This window comes from Thauera aromatica, assembly GCF_023093595.1.
Taxonomy (GTDB): Bacteria; Pseudomonadota; Gammaproteobacteria; order Burkholderiales; family Rhodocyclaceae; genus Thauera; species Thauera aromatica_A.
This window is the reverse complement of the sequence record NZ_JALLIK010000049.1, coordinates 1-3,801: the sequence shown is the minus strand read 5'-3', so window position 1 is coordinate 3,801 and position 3,801 is coordinate 1. Positions and strand designations below refer to the sequence as shown.

General features: G+C 68.2%; 3 protein-coding genes. All 3 read right to left on the bottom strand.

What is annotated here, in order from left to right; all coding sequences use genetic code 11:
- Positions 1-114: 114 nt before the first annotated feature.
- Positions 115-1,281: a M14 family metallopeptidase gene (locus MXC99_RS00640; protein WP_247723711.1), complete on the bottom strand. Its 1,167-nt coding sequence runs from the start codon at positions 1,279-1,281 to the stop codon at positions 115-117.
- A gap of 5 nt (positions 1,282-1,286) precedes the next feature.
- Complete coding sequence (gene yaaA / locus MXC99_RS00635) at positions 1,287-2,072, bottom strand: peroxide stress protein YaaA (RefSeq protein ID WP_247723710.1); 786 nt, start codon at positions 2,070-2,072, stop codon at positions 1,287-1,289.
- Between the two features lie 135 nt (positions 2,073-2,207).
- Complete coding sequence (locus MXC99_RS00630) at positions 2,208-3,356, bottom strand: GNAT family N-acetyltransferase (RefSeq protein ID WP_247723709.1); 1,149 nt, start codon at positions 3,354-3,356, stop codon at positions 2,208-2,210.
- Between the last annotated feature and the right edge of the window lie 445 nt (positions 3,357-3,801).

Below are 3,801 nucleotides of genomic sequence, written 5' to 3'. Positions count from 1 at the left end.
CGCTGCTGTGAGCAGCTCAAGCGCACGCTGGCAGCCATCGGGCCACCGAACCCCCTCCGTTTGCTGGCTGATCATGCAGATGGGCTGGGGTAACTGCCGGATTTAGGATAACCGTCATCCCGGATCGACGGCCACCACGACCGGCCGCACCGGGGCGGGCGGGGCCAGGTGGTGCAGGATCGGGCCGAGCATCGCCGCCCCCAGGCGTTTGCTGCGCGCGCCGTCCCAGCCGACCTCGCCGTCGGGCAGCAGCGCGTTGTCCTTGAACGGCATTTCCAGCGTCAGCGACACGCAGCCGAAGCGGTGGGCAACCCACTTGCTCGCCAGGCTCAGCAGTTCATCGCCGAAGCGTCCCGGTCGGTAACCTTCGAGGGTCTGGAAGTCGGGGCTCGCAGCGGCGAAGGCTTCGACGAAGCGCGCCTGGGCGGCCGCCATCGCGGCGGAAAAACCGGGGACTTCCTCCGCGGTGGAGAAGAATACGTAGGGCAGCGCCTCGTCGCCGTGGATGTCGAGGAACAGCGCGCAGCCGGTGCGCTCCATCTCCGCGCGCACGGCGAACACTTCCGGGCTGGCGGCGGGGTCGGGCGCGCGCCATTCGCGGTTCAGGTTGCGCCCCGCGGCGTTGGTGCGCAGGTTGCCGCGCACCGCGCCGTCCGGGTTCATGTTGGGCACGATGTAGAGCGCGGCCTGCTCCCGCACCCGCCGCGCTACCGGGTCGGCGCGGTCGAGCAGGCGTTCGAGCAGGCCCTCGGCGAACCATTCGGCCATCGTCTCGCCCGGATGCTGGCGGGCGATGATCCACACCGGCACGCGCCCGGGGGCGGGGCGGCCGACCACGACGAGGTCGAGGTCGCGCCCGTCCACCGTGCTCCCCAGGTTGCGCACGCAGGCATGGGGCGAGTGCGCGACCCGGCCGAGGAGCTCGAGATGGCGCTCGTGCGAGTAGGGTTCGAAGTAGGCGTAGTAGATGCTGTCGCGCTCGGGCGTGTGCTCGACGATCAGCGTGCCGTCCTCGTAGCGGGTGGAGGGAATGCGGAACCAGTGGCGGCGGTCGTAGGAGGCCACGCAGCGATAGCCCGGCCAGCCGTCCGGGTAGGCGGCGTCGGCGGCGTTGTCGAACACCATGCGCAGCGGCGTGCCGGCGGCGCCGGAGAGGCGGAAATGGAACCACTGGCGGAAATCGGCGGCATTGTCCTGGCGCAGGCGCAGGTGGATGTCCCGCGGATCGTCGAGGCGGACGACCTCGATCGCACCGGAATCGAAGCACGCGCTGATCTTCATCGGTCTCACTCCTCGCGGCGGCGGAACACCAGGGTGTCGGCGTCCGACGCCGCGGCGGCGAAAGCGTAGCCTGCGCTGGCGAAGCCTTGCAGCGCCTCGACCTCGTCGATGCGCTGGCGGATCACGAAGCGGCTCATCAGGCCGCGCGCGCGCTTGGCGTAGAAGCTGATGATCTTGTAGCGCCCGCCCTTCCAGTCCTCGAACACCGGAGTGACGATCCGGCCGGCGAGTTTCTTGCGCTGCACCGACTTGAAGTATTCGTCGGAGGCGAGGTTGAGCAGGACGCGCTCGCGCCCGGCGGCTTCCTCGTCGGCGAGCAGGCGGTCGAGCGCCGCGGTGATGCGCTCGCCCCAGAACGCATACAGATTGCGGCCGCGGGCGGTGGCAAGCTTCGTCCCCATTTCCAGACGGTAGGCCTGCATCAGGTCGAGCGGGCGGAGCACGCCATACAGCCCGGAGAGGATGCGCAGATGGTCCTGCGCCCAGGCCAGGTCCGCCTCCGACAGGCTGGCGGCATCGAGGCCTTCGTAGACATCGCCGTTGAAGGCGAGCACCGCCTGCTTGGCGTTGTCCGGGGTGAAGGGGCGCGACCAGCTCGCGTAACGGGCGACATTGAGGCTGGCGAGCGCATCGGAGAGCGACATCAGCTCGGCGACCTGGGCCGGCGAGCGCTCGCGCAGCACCTCGATCAGTTCGGCGGCATCGTCGAGGAAATCGGGCTGGGTAAAGCACGCCGTCGTCGGCGGGGTCTGGTAGTCGAGTGCCTTGGCGGGAGAGAGGACGAGGATCATGGGTTCTCTGGCGAATGGAAAAGGCAGCGAGAAAGGGCAGTGGATACGGGCGGCGGCAATGTGGAAGACGGCAATGCGGACGACGGCAATGTTAACGCGAATCGCGCACGGCCCCCTGCGCGCACGCCCCGGCGTTCACCCGGCGCGGCGAAACGGCAGATGGCGTGCCGCATCGTCGCGGTAGGCGGCGACGCCGGCCGCCTGGCGGGCGAGGTGGGGGGCGACGATGCGCCGGATCGCGGGGTCCGGAATCCAGTGCGCGGAGCGCAGCCGCTGCGGCACGAAGCCGCGGGCGATCTTGTGCTCGCCGCCGGCGCCGGGCTCAAAACGCACGAGCCCCTCGCGCAGGCAGTAGTCGATCCCGCGATAGAAGCACAGCTCGAAGTGCAGGCTGTCGACCGCGCGGCTCGCCCCCCAGTAACGCCCGAACAGGGTGTCGGCGCTGCGAAAGCACAGCGACAGCGCGACCGGAACCTCGCCGTCGGAGGCGGTAAACACCACCATCCGCTCGTCCAGCGCCGCGGCCAGTGCCGCCAGGCATTCGGCGCTGAACGCGGCGTGGTTGCCGAAGCGCTCGAACGTCGACCGGTACAGCGCATGCAGCGCCGGCCACTCGTCGGCGCGGATCTCACCGCCGTGGCGCACCTCGATGCGCAGCCCGGACTGGGCCGCACGCCGCCGCTCGGCGCGCACCTTGCGGCGCTTCTCGGCGGAGAAGGAGTGCAGGAAACCGTCGAAATCGCCGAAGCCGGCATCCGCCCAGTGGAACTGCACGTCGTGCGACACGAGCAGGCCGGCGGCTTCGAGGGTGGCGACATCGTCCGCTGCGGCGAGGGCGACGTGCCAGCTCGACCAGCCCTGCCCGGCAACCAGCGCCTGCGCCGCGCGGATCAGCGCCCGGCGCACCGCACCGGCGTCGGCACTGCGCGGCGCAACCAGCAGCCTCGGCCCCGCGACCGGCGTGTATGGCACACCGGAGATCAGGCGCGGGTAATAGTCCCGCCCGAAGCGCTCCCATACCGGACGCCAGCTCCAGTCGTAGATGAAGTCGCCGTGCGAATGCGATTTCAGGTACAGCGGCAGCAGGCCGACGACCCGGTCGTCCTCGGTCGCAAGCAGGTGGAGCGGCTGCCAGCCCGTCTCCGGGGCGACCACGCCGCTGGCTTCGAGGATGCGCAGGAAGTCGGCATTCAGGAACGGGTCGCCGGGCGCGGCGAGCTCGCCCCAGGCTTCGGCAGGGATCTCGGCGGCGCTGCCGGCGATGCGGACGTTCGGTTTGGTCATGGGCGTGGAAGAGTGCTGCGAATCGGCGTAGGCCCAACATCGTGCGAGCCATCGCCTCGCTGGCAATCGGGCTGTTCGGGGCATCGGTGAAGTCCAGCCGCGGGTCGGTTTTCTTCACCACATCGAGCGGCAGGTTCAGCGCCCGATAGTAGTCCACACGGTTCTGCTCGAAGTCGGCTGGCTGCAGACCTGTCGTAAAAAGAATGTTTTCCGATCGGCCTTGACATAGCGCAAACCCGCCTTGCAGCTCTCTGTGAGCAGCAACAGTGTACATACTTAGTATCAAGTGGCAGGAGGCCCCGATCATGTCGAAACAGGCCGTTTTCACGATTAACAGGGTGTTGATTTAATAGATTTTCCAGTATCCATGCGATGTTTGAGGCTGATAGAATTACATCTGCATTACGAACCTGATTATTCTCATGCGCGGCATCGACCACAAACA

Excerpts from the sequence above, each read along its gene's own strand:
- MXC99_RS00640 (WP_247723711.1), bottom strand. The coding sequence starts at position 1,281 with ATGAAGATCAGCGCGTGCTTCGATTCCGGTGCGATCGAGGTCGTCCGC.
- yaaA (WP_247723710.1), bottom strand. The coding sequence starts at position 2,072 with ATGATCCTCGTCCTCTCTCCCGCCAAGGCACTCGACTACCAGACCCCG.
- MXC99_RS00630 (WP_247723709.1), bottom strand. The coding sequence starts at position 3,356 with ATGACCAAACCGAACGTCCGCATCGCCGGCAGCGCCGCCGAGATCCCT.